The sequence below is a fragment of the Acaryochloris sp. IP29b_bin.148 genome, from assembly GCF_028285565.1.
GTDB lineage: Bacteria > Cyanobacteriota > Cyanobacteriia > Thermosynechococcales > Thermosynechococcaceae > Acaryochloris.
This window is the reverse complement of sequence record NZ_JANQOY010000209.1, coordinates 1-21,876: the sequence shown is the minus strand read 5'-3', so window position 1 is coordinate 21,876 and position 21,876 is coordinate 1. Positions and strand designations below refer to the sequence as shown.

Annotated in this window: 18 protein-coding genes and 1 tRNA gene; 8 read left to right on the top strand and 11 right to left on the bottom strand. The window is 49.5% G+C overall.

The window, feature by feature from the left end; genetic code table 11:
- The first annotated feature begins 269 nt into the window (after positions 1-269).
- A complete protein-coding gene (locus Q0986_RS19010; protein ID WP_299414395.1) occupies positions 270-524 on the top strand; it encodes a type II toxin-antitoxin system HicA family toxin in 255 nt (84 codons plus the stop codon).
- Positions 521-862, top strand: a complete 342-nt coding sequence (locus Q0986_RS19005; RefSeq protein WP_299414391.1) for a type II toxin-antitoxin system HicB family antitoxin — start codon at positions 521-523, stop codon at positions 860-862. Before Q0986_RS19010 ends, Q0986_RS19005 begins: the two co-directional genes overlap by 4 nt.
- Before the next feature lie 110 nt (positions 863-972).
- Here Q0986_RS19005 and Q0986_RS19000 read toward each other — a convergent pair whose 3' ends face one another.
- Positions 973-1,377, bottom strand: a complete 405-nt coding sequence (locus Q0986_RS19000; RefSeq protein WP_299414388.1) for a hypothetical protein — start codon at positions 1,375-1,377, stop codon at positions 973-975.
- Positions 1,378-1,472: 95 nt separating this feature from the next.
- Between Q0986_RS19000 and Q0986_RS18995 the strand changes: the two genes are divergently transcribed.
- The 5 genes from Q0986_RS18995 to Q0986_RS18975 all read left to right on the top strand — a co-directional run bounded on the left by Q0986_RS18995 (position 1,473) and on the right by Q0986_RS18975 (position 6,697).
- Positions 1,473-2,156 carry a response regulator transcription factor gene (locus tag Q0986_RS18995; RefSeq protein WP_299414385.1) on the top strand — a complete coding sequence of 228 codons (684 nt, stop codon included), beginning with the start codon at positions 1,473-1,475 and terminating at the stop codon, positions 2,154-2,156.
- A gap of 6 nt (positions 2,157-2,162) precedes the next feature.
- Entirely contained in the window at positions 2,163-3,563 is a 1,401-nt protein-coding gene (locus tag Q0986_RS18990; protein ID WP_299414382.1) for an IctB family putative bicarbonate transporter, read from the top strand.
- Between the two features lie 100 nt (positions 3,564-3,663).
- Positions 3,664-4,386 carry a hypothetical protein gene (locus Q0986_RS18985; RefSeq protein WP_299414379.1) on the top strand — a complete coding sequence of 241 codons (723 nt, stop codon included), beginning with the start codon at positions 3,664-3,666 and terminating at the stop codon, positions 4,384-4,386.
- Between the two features lie 222 nt (positions 4,387-4,608).
- Positions 4,609-5,457 (top strand): hypothetical protein, encoded by an 849-nt coding sequence (locus Q0986_RS18980; protein WP_299414375.1) that lies wholly within the window; start codon positions 4,609-4,611, stop codon positions 5,455-5,457.
- Positions 5,458-5,791: 334 nt separating this feature from the next.
- Complete coding sequence (locus Q0986_RS18975) at positions 5,792-6,697, top strand: glycosyltransferase (RefSeq protein ID WP_299414371.1); 906 nt, start codon at positions 5,792-5,794, stop codon at positions 6,695-6,697.
- Between the two features lie 41 nt (positions 6,698-6,738).
- Here the strand turns inward: Q0986_RS18975 and Q0986_RS18970 are convergent, their stop codons facing one another.
- Positions 6,739-8,064, bottom strand: a complete 1,326-nt coding sequence (locus Q0986_RS18970) for an ATP-binding protein (protein WP_299414367.1) — start codon at positions 8,062-8,064, stop codon at positions 6,739-6,741.
- 205 nt (positions 8,065-8,269) lie between these two features.
- Entirely contained in the window at positions 8,270-9,517 is a 1,248-nt protein-coding gene (glp, locus tag Q0986_RS18965) for a gephyrin-like molybdotransferase Glp (protein ID WP_299414364.1), read from the bottom strand.
- Positions 9,518-9,786: 269 nt separating this feature from the next.
- Here glp and Q0986_RS18960 point away from each other — a divergent pair, with 269 nt between their 5' ends.
- Positions 9,787-10,008 carry a ferredoxin-thioredoxin reductase variable chain gene (locus Q0986_RS18960; protein ID WP_299414360.1) on the top strand — a complete coding sequence of 74 codons (222 nt, stop codon included), beginning with the start codon at positions 9,787-9,789 and terminating at the stop codon, positions 10,006-10,008.
- Positions 10,009-10,042: 34 nt separating this feature from the next.
- Here Q0986_RS18960 and Q0986_RS18955 read toward each other — a convergent pair whose 3' ends face one another.
- From Q0986_RS18955 to Q0986_RS18920, 8 genes are all read right to left on the bottom strand, one after another.
- Positions 10,043-11,845, bottom strand: a complete 1,803-nt coding sequence (locus Q0986_RS18955; protein ID WP_299414357.1) for a response regulator — start codon at positions 11,843-11,845, stop codon at positions 10,043-10,045.
- A gap of 80 nt (positions 11,846-11,925) precedes the next feature.
- The gene (locus Q0986_RS18950; RefSeq protein ID WP_299414354.1) at positions 11,926-14,112 is read right to left on the bottom strand and encodes a GAF domain-containing protein; all 2,187 of its coding nucleotides are present in this window, start codon (positions 14,110-14,112) and stop codon (positions 11,926-11,928) included.
- 302 nt (positions 14,113-14,414) lie between these two features.
- Entirely contained in the window at positions 14,415-15,950 is a 1,536-nt protein-coding gene (locus tag Q0986_RS18945; RefSeq protein ID WP_299414349.1) for a serine/threonine-protein kinase, read from the bottom strand.
- A 228-nt stretch (positions 15,951-16,178) separates the two neighbouring features.
- Positions 16,179-18,293 (bottom strand): M3 family metallopeptidase, encoded by a 2,115-nt coding sequence (locus Q0986_RS18940; RefSeq protein WP_299414346.1) that lies wholly within the window; start codon positions 18,291-18,293, stop codon positions 16,179-16,181.
- 108 nt (positions 18,294-18,401) lie between these two features.
- Entirely contained in the window at positions 18,402-19,430 is a 1,029-nt protein-coding gene (dusB, locus tag Q0986_RS18935; RefSeq protein WP_299414342.1) for a tRNA dihydrouridine synthase DusB, read from the bottom strand.
- A gap of 218 nt (positions 19,431-19,648) precedes the next feature.
- Positions 19,649-20,641 carry a phenylalanine--tRNA ligase subunit alpha gene (gene pheS, locus Q0986_RS18930; RefSeq protein ID WP_299414339.1) on the bottom strand — a complete coding sequence of 331 codons (993 nt, stop codon included), beginning with the start codon at positions 20,639-20,641 and terminating at the stop codon, positions 19,649-19,651.
- Positions 20,642-20,724: 83 nt separating this feature from the next.
- Positions 20,725-21,423 carry an NADH dehydrogenase subunit K gene (locus Q0986_RS18925; RefSeq protein ID WP_299414336.1) on the bottom strand — a complete coding sequence of 233 codons (699 nt, stop codon included), beginning with the start codon at positions 21,421-21,423 and terminating at the stop codon, positions 20,725-20,727.
- Between the two features lie 355 nt (positions 21,424-21,778).
- Positions 21,779-21,851, bottom strand: a tRNA-Glu gene (locus tag Q0986_RS18920).
- Positions 21,852-21,876 lie beyond the last annotated feature (25 nt).

Here is a 21,876-nt window from a genome sequence, read left to right as displayed (position 1 = left end):
TAAGCTGATAGACATGGCTGAGGTAAAGCGGTACGACATACTGCAAATATATGCCCCAGCCTTTTCTCATGCCCTATTTCTTCGTCGAACTCACGTTATATCTATTTCGCTAATCGGGGTTCTTTGGGGCGGGTTGCGGGTGAAGCAGCAGGGAGAATTCTATCGCCAGTCTCTTCGGGTAAGTCAGGGGCCAGTTGAGAATTTGCAACTAAGAATAGTTGCTATTGTCTGTGGCATCAGAGATAATATAAGCAGATTTGGCCTCTTATATGACGCGTAAAGAGAAGCTGATACAACGCTTTCTCACCCGCCCCAAAGACTTCACATGGGACGAGTTAGTTACGTTACTGTCCTTTTTTCAATTTTCTGAAGTATCGACGGGAAAAACAGGTGGTTCAAGACGGCGCTTTATTAATGAAGAGGGGCTTGTGATCAGCCTCCATAAACCCCATCCACGCAAAATATTAAAGAAGTACCAGATTGAACAAGTCATGGATATTCTTGATCAGGAGGGGCTGCTATGAAAAATATGATGGAATACCAAGGCTACTTTGGCTCTGTGAATTTCAGTAATGAGGATGAAGTATTTTTTGGCAAGGTTGAGTTTATCCGCAGCTTGATTAGCTATGAGGGCACAGACGTTCAATCTCTTAAATCTGCTTTTCATGAAGCTGTTGATGAATATCTCTCTGATTGTGCTGAAAACAAAATTGAGCCTGAACGTCCCTTCAAAGGCAGCTTCAATATTAGACCTGGGACTCAACTTCATCGGCGGGCTGCGATCGCAGCTCAGCAACGGGGGATCAATCTCAATGCTCTCGTAACTGAAGCGTTAGAAAACTATTTGCAGCCCTCAAAATAGTCTATGGTTGGGGTTTGAAAGAATTTTTGGAGGATAGAAAGTAGCCTTTCTATCTTTTTGGGAAATTAAATCAGGTCCGCGAAAGCAACCCAGATTTACAGCTATCTCATCTAAAGCGGAGTAGGCTCATTGAGGACAACCTGAAATTCCTCTTGTAATTTAGCTTTTAACTGCTGTAAAAACTCATCCCGCTGGCCAAACCTCTCCGTCCGTTTCGGCTTACGATTCTCATCCAACATCCAGCCAAAATCACTACTCAACCGCAACGCCTCCCCCCAATCCGCAATCGAGACAATCAGCTCCTCCGCCGGAGCACAATCCACCTCATACACCCGAAATACATAATTGAAATTATTCTGCTGAGCCGCCGCCACCGTCGAAGATTGCCCATAGGTAGCCGCCAACTTCTCCTGCATTTGCGCCACCAACTCAGGATTTTCAATTTCCGTCAGCACCCGCACACAGAGCGTAATCGCAAAGTAAAACTCCTCCACTGGCACAAACTCTAACCGCATCGCCCTTCCTCTTTCCGTCGTTCAGCAATTCACCCCTCATACTGACAGATTCGGGCGGTAAACTGAAGCTAGTAGTACTCATTGACGGAAATTCTATGACCGGGCATTTATTATTGGTAGACGACGAGCCAGGATTGCGGGAAGCCGTGCAAGCCTACCTCGAAGACAGCGGCTTTACCGTCGATGTTGCCAGTAATGCCAAAGCTGGATGGGACCTATTGCAGCAGCGGATTCCCGATCTCATTATTTCCGACATTATGATGCCGGAAGTCGATGGCTACCAGTTCCTGGCCCAAATGCGGGAAGATCCTCGGTTTATGCGTCTGCCTATTGTATTTTTAACTGCTCGGGGCATGACTAAAGATCGAATAGAAGGCTACAACGCCGGGGTGGACGCTTATCTTTCCAAACCCTTTGATCCAGATGAGCTTGTTGCCATTGTTACTAATCTGCTGACTCGCAAAGAGGCCAAGGACGCCAACGCTACCACCGATATTGCCGATCTAGCCAATCAAGTGGCCGAAATTCGCGCCATCCTGATGAACCGAGCACCCATGCCTACACCAAACACCCCCACAATCAAAATTGATTTTACGCCTCGGGAACAGAGCGTCCTGGATCTGGTGGCGGAAGGGCTGATGAATAAAGAAATTGCCCGTCGGTTAGAAACCAGCGTTCGCAACGTCGAAAAATATGTCAGCCGACTTTTTAGTAAAACAGGCACCAATAGTCGGACAGAACTGGTACGCTTTGCCTTGGAGAACGGTCTGACACAGTAACGTCTTATGAATACGATTTGGCAGACATTGACCTTGCACAACATCCAATCTTTGCAATGGCGACAAGGCAGTCTGTTTTGGCGGCTGCTCGCCTTCCTGCGCCAATGGCGACAGGGCAGTTGGTTGCTGCAATGGCATCAGGAAATTGGCGCGGTCTTGCTAACGGCGGTCTTTGCTCTAGCCCCCTTTGTCCCTAATAGCTTGACGGGATTGTTAGCGGTGGCCTGTGGCGGCTTTTGGTTATTGCTAACCCTTTCTGACGAGCTAAGACCCCATCGGTTTTCACCGATTTATTTATTGGTGTTTCTGTTCTGGGGGGTGTCGGTAATTGCCACTGTTCTCTCTCCCGTCAAGATGGCAGCGGCCTCCGGGCTAGTAAAAATGACCCTGTATGTTTTTGTGTTTGTTCTGGCGGAACGGGTGGTGCGCTCTCCTCGATTGAGATCCTGGCTAATCACCGTCTATCTGCATACGGCCGTGATTGTGTCCATCTATGGGGTGCGGCAAAAATTCTTTGGGGCCGAAGCCTTGGCCACCTGGGTCGATCCCAACTCGACCACGGCGGATGAGGTCAGGGTCTATAGCTACTTGGGCAATCCCAACTTGCTGGCTGCCTATATTCTGCCTGCCATTATTTTCAGTCTCTGCGCTCTGGTGGTTTGGCAGCATTGGGGGGCGAAACTCTTGGCGGCGACAATGCTGATGGTTCACTGTGCTTGCATGTATTGGACGGGCTGCCGAGGGGCTTGGATTGGCTTAGTCCTGGCTATTTTTGTAATGGCGATGATGGCACTGTATTGGTATTTGCCCTACTTACCCCGCTTTTGGCAGATTTGGATTTTCCCCCTGACGATTGGCACAATTGTGGGAGCGGTCGCCTTAGGTATTTTATTCGTTACCCCACTTCGCAACCGGGCCTTGAGTGTCTTTGCAGGACGGGAAGACAGCAGCAATAACTTTCGGATCAATGTTTGGGAAGCAGTGCAGACCATGATCCAAAAGCGCCCCATCCTAGGGATTGGGCCTGGCAATGTGGCCTTTAACCAAATTTATCCCCTGTTTCAAAAGCCCAACTACACGGCCCTCAGTGCCTACTCTATTTATTTAGAAACCTTGGTCGAAACTGGAGCGGTGGGATTTGCCAGTTTGATGTGGCTGATTGCCTTAATCTTCCAGCAAACCTGGGTGCAGTTTCAGAAGCTGCGTCAGCTCCAAAGCCAGGAGGTGTGGTGGTTGGTGGGTGCGATCGCATCCATCATTGGCATGTTGATCCATGGGTTTGTGGACACCGTATGGTATCGCCCAGAAGTGAATACCCTGTGGTGGTTAACGGTGGCCATTATTGCCAGCTATTATCGCCAAACCACTGCCGTGAATACCGCCGGATCCCCCTCTGCGGTGGACTAGACACCCCTTCAGGAGAAACTATTTAGATTTCTAAGGCGTCAGAGACAATACCGATCGGTTGTTGAATCCTTTCTGAACTCCTTGTAAGGCAGTGTTACATATGAAATCTAAAATTAGACTCCTCCCTACAACCTTGGCATCCGTAGTCTTGCTAGGCTCAGGCTTGGGCATTGATGCCGTCCAGGCCCAGTCTAATCGACGACCGCGTTCTTTCCCTGAGGCGGCAGAGCGATGGGGTTATGAGTGCAAGCGTCAACGTAGTGGCTATTTTTGTCAGCAGGATGATGACCGTTTTGATGACGACGACCGATTTGAGGATCGGCGCAGTGATCGATTTCAGTTTAATAAAGGTCGATTGTTTGCAGGTCGAGTCATTCGAACGACGGCGAAGAATCGCGATCGCATCGTGATTCGCAAAAACGATAATCAGGATCTCACCCTCTACATCGATGAAGATATTCGTTCAGATGATACTGGGCGGGTGATTATTCCTCGTGATAGTCGGATTGAAGGTCGTTTGCGCCCCCGCGATGGCGGTATTCAGTACGATGCCAGACGTATTGTTTTGCCCAATGGCCGTCGTTACAATCTGGATGCCTTCTCAGAAATTATTTTCCCGAATCGGAGAGTCGCTTCTCGGCGAACGAGGACCTCTGATGGGGTCAGAGATGTCCTCGCGACTATTTTGGGCGATCGCAGACGCGAAGAAGTCTTTGATCGACAGGATGAAGATTTTCGTACCAGTCGCGATCGCGATTTAGTTGTGGTGTATCCCGAACGCGATCTCGATTTACGGTTGCGTCGAGATCTCAACATTGACTAAACCATACCGCCACTTATTTCAAATGCTCTGACACCTTGGTCAGATGTATAGGAACGCGGGCCTACATTTGCTAGGCCCTTTTTTTGTGTATTCACCCGCTTACTTACCCAGTTGCTGAGAATTTTTTCACGAGTTGGCCGTCAGGACTGCATAATCCATCGAACTTCAACCTATAGACCAGTACAAGGGAATTTCCCTTTCATCTTCTATAGGAATCAGGTCATGTCTGTTCAACCAAAAACGATCCACCCACTGAAATCCATCGCCCTAGGTGGAATGTTGGCCCTGTCTATGGCACCCGCCCTTCATGCGCAAACACGCCTTCAACCCACTCTTAGCCCTCGTCGCCCGTCTCTTCAGAAATTTTCCTGTGGACGCCATCTCAAAACCTTTGTGGTCCGCTCCTTAAACCAACAAAGAGGACGTGGAATTCGCTGCGTTAAACTCACATCGATCCGGCAGGGATCACGACGAATCCCCAAAATTGCCTGGTATGGCGAGGGCAATTGGAATGGTAAAACCTACCGCCATGTGGGGCATGCCTTTGGCCGGGGACGCCTGATGCGGGGCTATGCCTCCGATATCTTTGGCAATGGCGAATCCTTTAAAAATAATTTTCCGGGTAATTTGCGGGTCACCATGATCGCCCCCAATCGCATTCGGGTAACCGGGGCTTGGAATGAAGAATGGATCCAAGTTCGCTCAACCGCCTATCGACCTTTACGCCGAGCCCGCACCTGTGGCAAATTCTTTGATCAATATCGAGTCGCCGATTTGATTTCACCGCCAAGGGGCCGTCATGGTAGGGGATTGCGATGCGTATTACGGGTAGGCCCCAGTGGCACCTATGCCCCCAAACGCTATTTCACGACCTGGTTTGGCAATGGTCAATGGGGTCAATCGATCTACAGTCATTTAGGGACCCGATCTCAACGAGGGGCAGGCGCTAGCGATATTTGTGGCAGCGTTTTTGGCCCCGTCTGTAATTATTTCAACTACGGTTCCTTGAAGATCAAAGCAGCGAGCGGCGGTTTTGATGTCATGGGAGCCTGGCGAGAGAAGTGGCGTTAAGTTGATGTTCTCCGAGTTGCGTAGGTGTTGACTGATCGCGATGGCCTTCGACAGAGCGGAGGCCATCGCATTTCTGATCTCGTTCGCGATATCGCGCAATTGCCACCCGTTAAGATAAGCTAGCAGAAAGCTTTTTAAGTGGGATTGACCGGGCAGCGATGGTTATGGCGCTGAGTGGGATATCAGTCCTATGGATCAATAGGTCTGTGTTCATGAGGGCTGTTGAGAATAGAGCCAATCAGCACAGTTACCCAGCCATTCTCCCAAACCATCCCGAATTTAGCTGATTAATCGGTGTTGTAACTATCGTTCGTGGTATTTATACGGTTCAGCAATGGGTGTTCCTAAGGTTACTGTTATCATCCCTGTCTACAATGATTCACAGCGGTTGAAATTATGTCTACAAGCCCTCAAAAAACAGACCTATTCCCAGTCTCACTACACTGTTATCGTCGTTGATAACAATTCCACTGAAAATCTTAGCGACGTCACGGATGAATTTCCGAATGTCGAATTAGCGTTTGAAGCCCAACCCGGCTCCTATGCTGCTAGAAATAAAGGCATTGCTATATCGGCAAGTGACATTCTTGCCTTTACCGATTCAGACTGTATTCCTAGCATTGAGTGGATTGAAAAGGGCGTTCAGTCCCTCGAATCTGAAGCAGCTGATTTAGTCGGTGGCAAAATTGATTTTTTATTTTCATCCCCCAAATCCTCCGCAGAGCTTTTTGACTCCATTACTGCTTTGCAAGTCAAAAAAAATATCGAGACGAGACAACTCACCGTCACCGCTAATTTATTGGTGTATCGACGTGTTTTTGATGCCTTAGGTCTGTTTGACGCCAGTCTTCAATCAGGCGGCGATTTTCAGTGGACTAAAAAAGCTACGGATGCTGGCTTTAAGCTCGTCTATTCACCGGGGGCAAAGATATCGCATCCGGCCCGCAATCTGACTTCATTAGTGAAAAAAGGCTATCGAGTCGGAACGGGACAGCTCTATATTCAGCTGAGTCAAAACAAAGCCCTCTCGGTCGTTGCCCTGAACTCACTCAAAAAACTTCTACCGCCGAATCCCTATGGGTACTGGCGATTCGTCAACACCAGTGGCAATGATGAAGCCCGCCGTCGATTTATATCCATTTGGGCTATTGCTTGGATGGCGAATGCGGCGTTAAGTCTGGGGTGTTTGAAGAGCATTACCAAAGAGTTGCTGAAATTCAATCAATCACCTGCTGCTTAGCTAACCCTTGGCAGTGGGCCATTGGCAAAGGAATGGCAAGTCTACAGCTTAAAAGAAGCCAAATCATCATTGACAGGTTTTTTCTGCCCATTCTGGGAGGATGGCCGTGAACTGGAGATGGAGGTCGCCTCCGTTCCTATTTTGACCTTCGACACCAAGTCTTGCCAGGACACCTGGGTATTTTGATCGAGGACGGCTAGCAAATCTACAAACGCCTTGATGGTATTGCGAGGGGTACGGAAATAAGCCTCCCCAATATACTCAGAACAGTGAGCCATAAAGGCTTGAATACCTTTGTCTGGCAGGCGTGATTTCTTGGGATTTCCTTCGGCAAACACAAGGCGAATTTTACCGAGCAACACGTACAAATCCTCTGGACTCAGATTGGCTAAGCGTAAAACAGGGCCGCTGTAATCCACCAAACCATTACTGGCGAAACTATTTTCCGCTAAGCGCGTTTGGAGGGCCGGATAGCTATATAGCCCCCGCCGCGTATCCATCAGGAAATCGGGTGTACCGCCAAACATAAACCCTAAATGACCGGCTGTGCCCTGTAAACAGTCATTGAGGATGCGCAGGATCTGTTCGTAATTACTTTTACGAGCCTGGGTATTGGAGAGCTTGTATAGGTTTACGAGTTCGTCCAAACAAATCAAAAAGCCGTCGTATCCTGCCAATTTCACCAACTGAGCGAATAGCTTCAGCTGATCATAGACATTGGTATCATCAACGATGGTTCGGACTCCTAAGGCCGATCGCGCTTCAGTTTTGGTCGAAAATTCTCCTCGGAGCCAACGGACGGCATTGGCTTTCAAGGTATCATCACCGCTGTCGTGGCCTCGCCAGTAGGCAGCAATCACCTCAGCAAAGTCATAGCCACCCACAAATTCTGATAGATGCGCTAATCGTTCACGAATAATGTCTTCAGGGTTGAGGTTGCGATCGCGCCCCTCCGTCATCGCCGAGGTCACAAATCGTTCCACCACACTCGGTAAGGCCCCGCCATCCGGCTTAGTGCGCGTCGACAGATTGGCCATTAATTCCGTATACAGCGACCGGGCTTGCCCACTAGAAGCATGCAGACGCCGATCCGGGGTCAGATCGGCATGGGCCGTCACCAGCTTTTTTTCTAGGGCAATAGTGCGAGTCAAATTTAAGAAAAAGGTTTTACCAGAGCCATACTCACCGATAATAAAACGAACGGCTGCCCCGCCTGCGGCAATGCGCTCCACATCCCGCAAAACGGCTTTAATCTCTTCTGCTCGTCCCACTTGAATTAAATGCTGACCTTTGCGAGGCACGACACCTGCTTGCAAGGCCTGAATTACTGCATCCCGATCTTTGGGTTTAATTTTGGCCGCGGCCATGCCCATCACTCCTCAAGTCCGTTTTAGTTGCTTGACCTTAGCTGCCTGAACAGCGGTATCACCCCCGAAAATCCCTGTGAGGCTGCTCTAGCTTGGCAACAGTTTAGACTGAGGAACGAAGAATGCCAATGGGGCACAATCAGATAGGCCCGTCTTTTGGCCTCCACTGCTGTTGTCCTAGCGGTTCGACCGATTCAGAGACGGCCTAGAGTGTGACCGTGCCCACCTGCATCACTTGCACCGTTTCACCGGCCTCAAGGGCAGGATGATCAAGGGGTAACACCGCTAGCCCATTCGTTTGGGCTAAATTGATCAAGTTGCCAGAGCTATGACTGCCGCCTGCGATCGCAAATTCGTAGCGTCCGGCCTTCAGACTTAATTGTCCCCATAAATAAGTCTCTCGTGAGCCGCCTGCGGGTAAGGGATGTTGAGTCCTGGCTTCCACAAAGGTGGGTCCCCAAGGAGATCGCTGCCCCGATAACTTCCGCAGGGCTGGCTGCACAAATCGCCAAAAGCTAACCAGTGCCGAGACCGGATTGCCGGGCAGACCAAAATACAGCACTGGCTGAGGGGTGTTTTGGGGAGGGAACGTCGCTACAGTTAAGGGTTTACCGGGTTTTACTGCCACAGAGCGCACATGCAGTTCGGCCTTTAATTCTGCTAAAACCTGATCCACATAGTCGTAATCCCCCACGGAAACACCGCCTGAGGAAATCACCATATCAGCGCTGCGAATAGCCTCTGCGATCGCAGCCCTTAAATCAGCCTGTTGATCGCCCACAGGATCCAATAGCCGCACCTCGGCACCTGTGGCCTCAACTAAGGCCGCGAGAGCATACCGATTAGAATCGACAATTTGCCCCGGTTGTAAGGGTTGATCGGGCGCAATCAATTCATTACCCGTGGAGAGAATGGCCACCTTGGGACGGCGGTACACCGGAATCTCCGAGCATTGTACCGTTGCCAAAATCGCAATATCGGGGGGTGTCAGGACCATCCCCTGTGCCAAAACGGGGGTGCCAGCCTGATAATACGCCCCTTTCGGTCGCACAAACGCTCCGGATTGGGGACAGGTAAGAATCTGGACGCGATCTCCGAGTCGTTGCGTCTGTTCCTGCATCACCACCGTGTCAGCCCCTTCAGGCAGCATTGCGCCTGTAAAAATACGTGCGGCTTGTCCAGCGGTCAGCTCTCTCTGAGGACAGGTCCCCGCAGGGATTTCGGCCACAATATCCAAGGTGATTGGCTGATCGGGATGGCATCCCTTTAGATCCTGATAGCGAACCGCATAACCATCCATCGCGGAGTTATCCCAATAGGGAAAATCTAGAGAGCTGACGATGTCCTGGGCTAGGATCCGCTGTTGAGCGTGGAGAAGGGAAGTCACTTCTGGGTCAATCAGAGGTTGGACAACCCCGAGAATCATGGATTCAGCTTGGTGGGCACTTAGCATGGATGGCGTAATGGAGGATTGAAGCTATGCTAACGCGGGATTGTTGCCCACCCAAAATTGTGACTTACTGTTACATCCCTCTAACCTCTTATCAAAGGTCAGACTTGGGCTTTGGCCTGATTTTTAGGCTAGGGGCCAGCTACAAATCCTGAAAGGGGCTTATCAGCAACGGTCCATCTTGTGCAAAGATTAATAGAGGCTATTGGGTATTGCTCAATCACATGAGCCCCAGCCTTGGTATGCCCCTGTTGAGATTAATTGGCTAAGTTATGCAAGTAGGTGATCAAGTCCGTGTCAAAGAATCAGTAATTTGCCATCATCATCCCGAACACCGAAACCAACCCTTTGATATAAAAGGGTTAGAAGGCGAACTGATTCAGGTGATCCAGGACTGGCAAGGGCGAGAAGTGAGCGCCAATTATCCCTACCTGGTCAAGTTTAATAAAAGATTTCGAGCCCACCTGGGCGAGCATGAGCTAGAGGCGATCTAAACGAGTTCCTCTAGCTAGCCAGAGATAGGCGCGGCTAGCGAATTAACGCCTGTAAGGTTGCCAGCAAGCTAGACTCTTCGTAAGGTTTGGTCAAATAGGCATTAGCGCCCAAAGTATTCGCCAAATGCTGATGCTGATCGCTGCTGCAGGTGCTAAGCATCACCACAGGGATATTGGCAATGGCGGGCTGGCGACAACGATATTCTAGGAATTCAAATCCATTCATATTCGGCATTTCGACATCACATAACACCAGATGGATCTCAGGATGTTGTTCGAGCTGTTGAATGGCTAGCGTACCATCAGCCGCCTCTAAGATTTGATACCCTGCAGACTTCAACGCCATACTCACCGTCATTCTGACGGTTTTTGAATCATCGACCACCAGAATCGTCGTTTGCGATCGCGGCCTTTTAACGGGCTTGGCAGGACGAGAGGGGCGAGATGGACGAGAGGATGGGGTTGGCTTGGGCAGTTGTGCCGTTTTTGGCATCGGTAGAGGACTTAAATCCAAGGTGTCATTGAGTAAGGTTGTAATATCAATCACGCCATAGAAATCCCCTTGTCCTAACACCGTTTCACCACAGAAATAAGGACAACTCTGCTGTGATTTGTCTGGAATATGTAACGTTAATTCCGGTTCCGTCACTAAGCGGGCAATATCAACCTCCAACGCTAGGGTTTGTCCCCCTTGCTGCGCAATAATCAGGGGTGAGGTGCCAAATGCCAGTGAACCAGCGGTCCCCTCAGGTGTTGGAGCAGCCGTAAGGCAAGGCCAGTCGGCCTCGCCCTGATTGAGTAACGCCCCTAAGGAATGAATGGGAATAAACTGTTGTTGCCAACTCAAACAGCGCTGGTGCTCATTCCCCATCATCTGCTCAGCTCTGGGGATTAGGATTTCAATCACTGCTTCAGAAGGAATCGTAAAGAACAGTTTTTCTTGCTGCCACACAAACAGCAAGCTCGTATTGAGCGTCACCTCATCAGAGGACGATAAGGATTCGGCAGTTGGAATTTCAGCAACACCAACCCTAGGATGTTCGGAAGGGATAGATTGAGCGTCCTTGGTGGATTGAGAAGCAGGAGGGGTCTGCAGCGCTTGTAAAGCGGTTTTATAAGCGGCCTGGAAACCCGCGAGAGAGAGCTGGCCAATGGATATGGAGGCTTGAGGATTACTCTCCAGCATCTCCAGGGTGGATTGGGCAATCGCGATGAATTCACTCAGTTCAAGGACCTCTCCCCAGCCTAAAAGGGCTTCTGTATGACCTTTCAATTCATCGGTTAAGTCATAGACCTGGGGATTGATCAGGACTTGATCCAGCTGCTCCAAAATTTCAGCCACGTCAGTGGTCAACATTAAAGCGGTGACATCATGGCCAGCCTCAGGTGCATCCGTTGAGGTGAAGGACTCCTCAGGCTCCTCCGACTCCTCAGGCTCCTCTGGCAGCGCGTCCTTCGGCGCCAGAGGCTCTGGGTTCGTTGAGCCTGGGATATAGTCGACTAGCGCCGTTTGCATATCTTTATAGGCTTGTTTGATCGCGTCAGTCTCATCCGGCGTCGCCGCTAAGGGATCTTGCTGAAATCGAAACATTAGCTCTTCAAAGGCCTGGGCAGCATCCGATAGTAAAGGGAGACTGAGAGATTGGGCGCCATCATGCAACGTTTGAGTCATGTCCAGTAAAAAAGCGGTGGCCTGTTTGCTGGGAATTTGCAGTACTTCTTGCAATGTCGTATCAATCTGCAGTAAAAGTTCTAAGGCTTCTTGAAAATAGAGTTGATAGGCAGGATCGCGCAGTGGCGTATCATTGGCCATCGCTGGCTTCCTTGTATTGGTCATGAATTTACATGCAGAATAGCAGTATCCTGAAAAATAATTAAGACAAGTTGACAATCGTAGGATTCAGCAGAACGCTTGTCTTACGCAGACTGATTGTCTTCCAGAAGGGAGTCAACAGAAGTGGGAGCCATTAACTGTTGGACTGTTTCTGCGATCTGGGAGGACTGCTCAGTCGCATTCAATGTCGTACTGGCGAGATGCTCTAAGCTTTTATGTCCTAATACCGATAGCTCAACCTGGTTGGTGGTGACTTCAGATACTTGTTGTATAAGATCGAAGACCCGCTGTTGCAGGCTATTAAGGGCCTCAAGCTTGACCTGAGTGGTGTCTAGTAACTGTACATCCGCAACCAGCGTATTTTTTTCCGTCGCTATACCAGTTGTTGGGACGGTTGCTTGGATATGGTTGATCAAGGGCTTCACATCGGTGAGGGTGGCATCCAGCTGTCGAGATAACCCATGTACCTTCTCAGCAATCTCGGCAAAGGATTGCCCCGCCGACCCTGCACGAGCCGCTTCCAAGGCGGCATTCATCGCTTGTAACTGCACTTGAGACACCACATGCCCCATCAAGTTAATTAATTCACCCAGTTGTTCGGTGGGCTGCTGTGAGGTGGGCATGGGCAGATCGGCTGTCTCCATGAGGCCACTGAGGCCTTTAATGTGATTGACCGTATTGGCAATGGCCGTCTGGCTTTCTTGGGTCACAATTTGTGACTGTTGTTGCGTTTGGGATATTTCGTTCAGAATCAAATGAATCTGATCCGCCATTTCGGCAATCTCATGCATCTGATCTTGAGTATGAGTAATGGCTGTATTCGCGTCTGTGCCGAAAAGCTCAACGACCCCATTACTCTCGGCTGACAGTTGTGAAAGACGCTGTTGCAGAATTTCATAGTCTTGACTAGCTTGATGAGACTGTGCGATCGCAGTTTGAGTTGCGTCTTCAACCTGGACGAGTAATCGTGAATGCTCAAGGGCAAAACCCACTTGAGAGGCCACTTGAGCAAAGAAATTGATCTCTCCTTCTTGCCATACCCGAGGCTGGGAACATTGATGGGCAATCAATAAACCAAAGAGTTTCTGTTCTCGGAGAATCGGCACCACCAGATTTGCCTTGACTTGAAACGGTTCCAGTTGAGCCAAATGACAATCCGTGAGGCCCGCTTCATAGACATTATCAATGGCCTGTATGCGGCCTGCCCGGTATTTGTCTACATACTGTTCAGCAAAACAAGGATCTCGAATCTCAGACCATAAAGACTTGGGTAGTCCTGGAATGACCGATTCAGCGACGATCGTGCCATACCAATTTTCATCGAATCCATAGACAATTACGCGGTCTGCCCTCAGGATTTTGCGCGCTTCAACAACGGTGGTGTTGAGGACATCCTCCTCATTCAACGAGGTGCGAATCTTATTCGTAATATGCTTGAGCATTTGGAGTTGCTCAATCTCAGTATCCTGCTGTTTTAAGACGCTAGGAATATAGTCTTCAAGGGTGCGAATATTCCGCTCCAGCAAAGTCAAAGCATCGGGTATCGCTTCCTCTTTTTGCCCTATCCCTGGCCGGATTTTATGCAACATATGGCTAGAGACTTGGGCAGCTCTGAGCACAGGGTCTGTGGCTCGGTGAGCTAGCCAAGTCGCGATCACACCGGCCAAAATAGCAGTAATTCCCGTGCCAATAAGCAGTGTGGGAAGTTGTTGCTGAATGGATTGTTCCGTTGCTCCCAGCTCCTGCACCCCCGACTGACGCGTTTGCGTCAGTTGCTGTTGGACGGATTGTCCACTAAAGTAGGTCACCGTGCCCACCGCTAAAACCGGCAACATACTGACAGCCAGAGCCCAAGACATCACCTTAGCCTTAAAAGCACTTCTATAGGGCTGAGTGAGAAGTGGGGGGCTCACCGAGGAATCCCAGCGATTTCGCGTCGTTGAAGGAGGGATACTCGGCAACTCGGTTGCTTGTATTGTTTGAGGGGCTGAGGGATCGATATCGGGTGTTGCTATCTCTTCTTCTGTTGGAGGTTCTGAAGGATCGATATCTAGTGTCGCTATCTCTTCTAAAGAATGAGATAGACCGTTAGAGTGGGAAGGCGATTCCTCTGTTGGAGTTATGCCGTTCCCAGAAAAAGTGATTGTATTGTTTTCCTCGACTTCTCCCAAAAAAGCTGCATTGTCAATGGAGATCGGCCGGTCCTCTTTTTGGGGTGGATTGTCTGGGCCAGCACCATTGATTTCGAAGGGGGAAGGAGAATGTGTCATCACTGAAAAGCCTCATTTTTATGTAAGTCAAGACTCGACAAATAGAGAAAGCGTTCAAAGGTTGGGTTTAAAGTTTTATTGAAACAAGATTGCGATAGTTGATTGAATTAAGCAAAGTATTTGAGTCGAGATGTTCCCTTGTTGTGATTTTCCAATGTTGAGAGAGAATATGCAATGGTGAGATACTGATTTTAAAAATCTGAGTATAGGATAGCTTCAAACCTATGTTCTGAATTGCCTTTATTTGCAGTAAACCGTATAACCCAATTTGCACAGATCGTATGTGGTGTCTGAATTGTGGATCAATCGGGCCCAACACTATCCGCATCCTCATCAACGATAAAACTTAAGCGGTGAAGTAAAGATACAAATCCTAATCGCCACCATCCATACACACCACGATCTACTCCTTGACGGTTGAGGGGATCAGCAAAACAAGCAGGTAAATGACCAATCGGCGCATTGAGTGCAAATCTTAACTGTTCATAGGGTTGCCATTGTTCATCCATAAACCAACCGACTTGCTTTCCAAAGGTTTGCCAAACTGCGTAATCCAGTTTTTGTCCCCCTCCTAATCGTTGATAGATTTGCTTCTGAGCCGAAAATCCAAAATGACCGCCACTAAATTCTGTCCATAGTAAATCGAGCGTTTTTAAGTCTTGTAGAGGACAGTTTTGAACAGCTTGAATGTTTAATGCCCCTTGTTCCTCCATACCCGTAATTTTTAGCAGCAGATTCCAGGTTTCTTGATCGGCTGTTGCATAGTTCTGTTGAGATAATAATTCTTTTAAATAGGTGTAGTTTGCCCCTACTTCACTCTTTAAGACGATAGTGGTTAAGGTCGTCATTGCAGGTTGAAAGGGCGATAATACAGGTTGAATATGGGGCAAAAGAGGGCTAGATTGGCTTGCATTAGGACTCAATGCTTGCCAAACCTCGGTGGCAGATTGATAGCGTTGGCGAACATCAGGCTGCAGCAAATTATCAAAGATTTGGGTTAATTCAGGGCCGATACTGACCTGGAGACGATGCCAAACTTGATGCCGTTGTTGTGGATTCTCAAAGGGATCAGCGTCTTCTTGGGTCAGATATCCCGTCAGCAAACGCATGCCGGTCACCGCTAAACTATGCAGATCGCTTGCGGCCTCAACTTGCCCCTGAAGTTGTTCTGGAGCAGCGTAGCCTGGGGTGCCTGTGATGGGTCGAAATTGTCCTTCTAACTGTAAAGAGCCGCCAAAGTCGATCAGCACCAAGGAGCCGTTAGCTTGACGCAGAATATTGCCGGGTTTGATATCTCGGTGAACAACTTGCTGGTCATGAATAAATTGCAAGATGGGCAGTAGTTCTGTAAACAGTTGCTGAACCTGTTGCTCATTAAAAGGGCCAGTTTGCATGGCTTCTTGAAACAGGTCTTGCCCCTCAATAAATTCTTGGATGAGATACAGTCGACCTTCCTCCTCCAGAAAAGCTAGAAGTGAAGGAATTTGGGGATGATGGCCCAGTTCTTTTAAAATCGAGGCTTCCTGCCGGAATAAAGCAACCGATTTCTCGACACGACTCGCATCAGTGGGAGGTGGAATAAACTGTTTGATTACGCAGGGAGCCTGCAAGCATTGCTCATCCACTGCCGCAAAGGTACAGGAAAACCCCCCGACGCCGAGGGAACGAATCGCCCGATACCGTCCACTTAACAACAAGGATGACCCACAACGCTGGCAGGTTTCGCTATCACCTGGATTTGAATGCAAACAATCAGGGTTAAGACACTGAGACATGTCCCAAGGAATAACGGTATGTTTTTCAGAGGCTTCGTTTAAAGGGCTTTGGGAGGGCTGCATGGAGGGTTGCTGGGCATGGGACAGGGTAACCAGAAGGCTTAAATGAATTTTAATGCCTACTGGCCATTCCTTTCTGCGTATATAAACTGTTAAAGCATCATTATCCTTTTGGCAATAGATAATGATGTTTTAACGATGGTGAGGTACCCTAGCGCATTTTTGTCTGTCGGTCACCCTAGTATTGGTTCTCAACGCTATGTCGTTGCCAAGCTGTCAGAGTTCATGCCCTTACAGGATTTGAGGTTTTAAGCCACTATGACGGAGCAAGGCATCGGTACTCGGTTCTCGCCCTCGGAAGGATTTGAAGACCTCCATGGGATGTTGACTGCCGCCTAATGCTAGGACAGTGTCGCGAAAACGACGACCCGTCTCTCGGATAGCGGCATCATTCTCTAATCCCGCTTCTTCAAAGGCAGAAAAGGCATCGGCACTCAGCACTTCAGCCCATTTGTAGCTGTAATATCCAGCGGAATACCCTCCAGCAAATATATGACCGAAGGAACAGAGGAAAGAATCTTCGGGGAGAGGCGGTAGGACTGTAGTGGTTTTGGCAATGCGATCGCGCACCTGTTTCACTTGCTCAGAACCACCCGGCTCATAGTTATGGTGTAGTTCCATGTCCACCATGCCAAAGTGGAGCTGCCGCAGCATGGCACTGCCGCTCATATAGGTACGAGCTGCCAATAGCTTTTGGTAATACTCTTCCGGCAATGACTCGCCCGTCTCATAGTGCTTGGCCATCCCCATCAGGGTTTGGCGGTCGTAGCACCAATTTTCCATAAACTGACTAGGCAGTTCGACGGCATCCCATTCCACATTGTTGATGCCTGCTGCTCCGGCATAATCCACCTGGGTGAGCATATGCTGTAACCCATGGCCAAACTCATGGAAGAGGGTTTCCACCTCTCGGAAGGTCATTAAACTGGGTTTGCCATCGACCGGGGGGGTTTGATTACAAATCAGGTAGGCGACGGGTAAGCGAGTCTTGACCGTATCGCCCCGATGGAACTTGGCCCGCCCCAAACATTCATCCATCCAGGCCCCGCCCCGCTTCTCTGCGGGTCGGGAGTAGGGATCCAAATAGAAGTGGGCGATAGGCTCTCCCTGTTCATTGGCCACTTGAAAATAGCGCACATCTTCCTGCCAAACCGGCGCTTGGCCATCGGCGGCGGTCACCATCACCCCAAATAGACGATTGATCAGATTAAACAAGCCGTCTAAGACCTGGGGCAGGGGGAAATAGGGGCGCAGTTGCTCATCAGTAATATCAAACTTGGCTTCCCGCTGGCGTTCGGCCCAGAAACTGACATCCCAGTGTTTCAGATCGCTGTCTTCCTCAGATTCTTGTTCCTGGGCAAAGGTTTTCAGGGTGTCGAGTTCTGCAGTGGCTTGATCAAAACTGGCCTGTCGAAGCTGCTCCTGTAGGGTTTCAACGGCAGACACTGTGGGGGCCATTTTGCTGGCGAGACTTGCTTCCGCATAGGTTGTAAAGCCTAGCAGCTTGGCTTCTTCTTTCCGCAATTCCAGAATCCGGTCAATAATGTCGGTGTTATCAAATTCCCCTTCAGATGCCCGACTAATATAGGCGCGATAGAGCTTTTCCCGTAAGTCACGGCGCTGGCTATGCTGCATAAACGGACCAAAACAGGGAATATCGAGGGTCATCAACCAGGGACCATGCTCGGGTGTGGAATCTTTCTCCCCCACGGATCGGGCTGCCTGGGCTGCCAGACTTAATAGACTTGGTGGCAAGCCTGCGACTTCCTTGGGATTGGTCAACAAGATATTAAAGGCCTTGGTGGCATCTAAGACATGATTGGAAAACTGAGTCGAGAGATTCGCTAGCTCTAGCTGAATCTGATTAAATCGCTCTTTGGCCTCTCCAGTGAGGCCCACCCCTGACAGCTCTGCATCTCGAATAGCACTCTCCACGATCCGCTGCTGAGCGGGATCAAGCTGAGACCAGTCTGGACTCTGTTGAAGTTGCTTATATGCCTCGTAAATGGGACGACTCTGACTCAAGCGGTTAATAAATTCCACCACCTTAGGTTGGCCTGCTTCATAGGCTTCCCGTAATTCTGGAGAATTCTTGACCCCCATCAAATGCCCGATAATACCCCAGCTCCAGCTCAAGCGGTCTCCGAGCTGTTCTAAAGGCTCTACCAAGCCCGTCCAAGTGGGTTGGACCTCTGCTTCTAGGGTTTGTAAGTCCTGCTCTAGCTCCGTTAACAACTGGGTGATGGCAGGCAGCACGTGCTCTGCCTCAATTTGGTCAAAAGGGGGTAAGCCTTCACAGAGGAGGAGGGGATTATTCTGGGCGGCGATGGGGGTGTCGTTGCTCATAATGTTCTGTCGTTTGATCAAAAAACTCTACGTCAATCCCATGCATTGCGAATGAGGGATGGATCTCCAGCAATGGAGCGGTCCATTTCTACATTGTAGGGAACCGAGTTAAGTCTGCGGGGTGGGATTACCGTCTATGGTTTGGTCCAATAAATCTAGACCTTCTTCGACGCTATTAATCCGACAGAGGCGATCTCGTAATTCAGCCGCACCGACAAACCCTTTGACATACCAAGTCATATGCTTACGGGCTTGATGAATCCCTTTGATGCCCTTGTACTCCCACAGCCCTTGCAAATGCTCCCGTGCACATTGCAAGCGTTCAACGATGGTGGGTGGAGCCTTTTGCTGTCCAGTTTTGAGGAAATAATCAATTTCTCCCACCAAATAGGGATAGCCCAACGTCCCGCGCGAGCACATCACCCCATCTGCTCCGGTCATTTCTAAACAGGCCATTGCTGATTCCACGGAGACAATATCGCCATTGGCAATGACTGGAATGGAGAGCTGTTCTTTGACCTGCTTGATCCAATGCCACTGGGCGGGACCATTGTAACCCTGGGCTCGTGTGCGTCCATGCACTGTAATCATTTTTGCCCCTGCATCCTGCATCCGTTGAGCGAACTCCAAAATATTAATTTCGTCCTCTTTCCAGCCAATGCGGGTCTTGACTGTCACAGGCACCTCAACTGCCGCCACCACTGCTCGGACGATGGCTTCTGCCGTCTCTGGATCCCGCAGTAGCGAAGATCCGCCTCCTTTTTTGGTGATCTTATTCACGGGACAACCCATGTTTAAATCAATGGTATCTGCCCCTTCCTGGACGGCCATTTGGGCGGCTTCTGCTAGAAAATGGGGCCGACAGTCAAACAGCTGCACACTAATCGGCTGCTCATCCAAATCCACGTCCATGACTTTGGAGAGTTCACGGGCATGGCAGACCTGGCTGGCATGGACCATTTCGGTGTAGAGCATTGATTCAGGCGCGTATCGTCGAACCAATCGACGAAAGACTAAATCCGTGACGCCAGATAAAGGCGATTGCAGCACCCGACTGTTAACCATAAAAGGACCGATCTGAAGCGGGGTGGATAGTGCAGTCCTGAGTTTGGCTGAGTTAATGGGGGTCGCAGACATTATGAATGCTGGGAAGTGACATTGGCGTTGAGCGGCTGGCTGTGTTCGTAATGCTGCATGACTTGAAGGTACGTTGTTAGCCAAAGATTCAGGTGAGATCTAGTGGGTGGAGGAGAGATGCGATCTATCTTCCCCAAAAATATTTCCTCTACCTAGAGTCTAATGACCTGCATTACCCATTCACTAGAAACGCCCTACGGGCACAGAATAAGAATCTTCTAGAATTGGCGTAAAAATCGCAAATCGCTAGTGTACAACCGCCGAATATCGTCAATTTGGTGAAGGACCATCGCAAATCGCTCCACCCCAAAGCCTGCAGCGAACCCAGTATAGACCTCAGGATCGTAGCCCACATTTTTGAGCACATTGGGATCAACCATGCCGCAACCTAAGACCTCAAGCCAGCGGCCCTTCCACTGCACATCCACCTCCGCAGAGGGCTCAGTAAAGGGGAAATAACTCGCTCGAAACCGAATCGGCACATCCCCAAACATCTGTTCTATAAAGACTTTGATCGTGCCTTTAAGATCCGTAAAGGTTAGCCCCTTATCCACCGCTAAAATCTCTATTTGATGGAAGACAGCCGCATGAGTAGCATCTTCCGTATCCCGACGATAACAGCGCCCCGGAGCCGCAATCCGAATCGGTGGTTCATGGTCTTCCATATAGTGAATCTGAACTGCAGACGTATGGGTGCGCAGCAGATTGCCATCCGGGAGATAAAACGTATCCTGCATATCCCGAGCCGGGTGATCGGGCGGAGTATTTAAGGCTTCAAAGTTATAGTAGTCCGTTTCCATCTCGGGACCTTGGGCAATGGTGTACCCTAAGCCCACAAAAATATCTAGCGCTTTGTCAATGGTGCTATTCAGGGGGTGAATATGCCCTTGGGGAACGTAGGTTCCAGGCATGGTCACATCTAAAGTCTCTGCGGCCAGTTGAGCTGCAATCGCCGCCTGGTTTAGATCTGATTTTTTCTGCTCCAGCCCCTGCTGCAACGCTTCCTTGACCTGATTGGCTAATCCCCCAATCCTGGGCCGTTCAGAGGCATCTAGCTTGCCCATCCCTTTCAGGATTTGAGAAAGCTGACCTTTCTTGCCCAGATAGCTAACCCGAAGCGTTTCTAGATTTCCGAGGGTGTCAGAGGAGGTAATTGCAGCTTCTGCCTCTTGCCGAAGTTGCTGCAACTGGGTTTCCAGATCACTGGTCATGACGTTTCATTGAAATAGTAGTGCTGACTTAAAGTTGCCATCAGCATGGATAGAGGAGTTAGAAGCCTAGTGCTTGGAGCAGTTTACGCTTCTTCCTTTTCAGCCTCTGCGACTAAGGTCGGCGTCATTTCTTCGCCCACACCTGCACTCAAAGCTGCAGCAGGAGATTGACGCGCTGCTGCTTCCAGATAAACACCGGTATGAATGGGGGGCACCACCTTCATTTGGTGGGTTGTGCTGTAGTAGCGGTGGGTCTGCATCAGATTGCCTCGCTCACGTACATCCTCATTGGCGATCTTTTTGCGTAGCTTAACAATGGCGTCCATCACTGCTTCTGGACGAGGGGGGCAGCCTGGCAAGTAGACGTCCACAGGAATCAGTTTGTCGACCCCACGGACAGCCGTTGTAGAGTCACTACTGAACATCCCACCTGTGATGGTGCATGCGCCCATGGCAATCACATATTTGGGGTCCGGCATTTGTTCGTAAAGTCGCACTAGCGCAGGTGCCATCTTCATGGTTACGGTTCCAGCCGTAATGATTAGGTCAGCCTGCCGGGGACTAGAACGAGGCACCAGACCAAAGCGATCAAAATCGAATCGAGAGCCAATCATGGCTGCGATTTCAATAAAGCAGCAAGCAGTTCCATACATTAAGGGCCAAAGGCTAGAGAGTCTTGCCCAATCGTAGAGATCACTCATGGAAGACAAAATCACGTTCTCAGACAGCTCTTGGGGAATCTGAGATTGAGAAATCGGATTGATAATCTGTTGGTCCTGCATTGCAGAAGGTGCCCTAATGTTTTCTAGAGAAATATATATTGAAATGCTGACTGCTCATCACTGAGTAGCACTAATTGAGGAAAATTAAGCCTTGCCAGAGAGAAACTCTTGCTTGGGTTTCCCCGCTTATTAATGTAACAACAGTTTTGCGCTGATTTCTACAAACTTTACGCAGATCCTGGTGTTCCTTAACGAGTTATCAAAATGAGTTAACAGAAGTTCCCGGTGCTCTAATCAAGCTCTATTCAGAGATTGCACGAGTTTCTAGTAGTGCCCGTACGATCTCTGAGGTCTCACGCCTCAGGGCATCCCAGCTATTTGGGAGAAGCCGTGAGGTGCTTAAGCTAACTAAAAATACCCCCAAGGGAATTCGAATCCCTGTCGCCTCCGTGAAAGGGAGGTGTCCTAGGCCTCTAGACGATGGGGGCTAGAGTGCATTTTGACGTCTTCTAA